Genomic DNA, 212 nt, shown 5'->3' on the forward strand with positions numbered 1-212 from the left:
CCACTGGTGTTCCTCCGAATATCTACGAATTTCACCTCTACACTCGGAATTCCACTCACCTCTCTCGACCTCAAGACCAGGAGTTTCAAAGGCAGTTCCAAGGTTGAGCCCTGGGATTTCACCTCTGACTTTCCGGTCCGCCTACGTGCGCTTTACGCCCAGTAATTCCGAACAACGCTAGCCCCCTCCGTATTACCGCGGCTGCTGGCACG

1 rRNA gene is annotated in these 212 nt (G+C 54.7%); it reads right to left on the reverse strand.

Features of this window, described 5'->3' with window-relative positions:
* A 16S ribosomal RNA gene (locus ACTHSL_RS14415) occupies positions 1-212 on the reverse strand; the annotation flags it as partial.

Origin of the sequence: Neisseria sp. P0008.S010, from assembly GCF_051962715.1 — a bacterium.
In the GTDB taxonomy this organism is placed as follows: domain Bacteria; phylum Pseudomonadota; class Gammaproteobacteria; order Burkholderiales; family Neisseriaceae; genus Neisseria; species Neisseria elongata.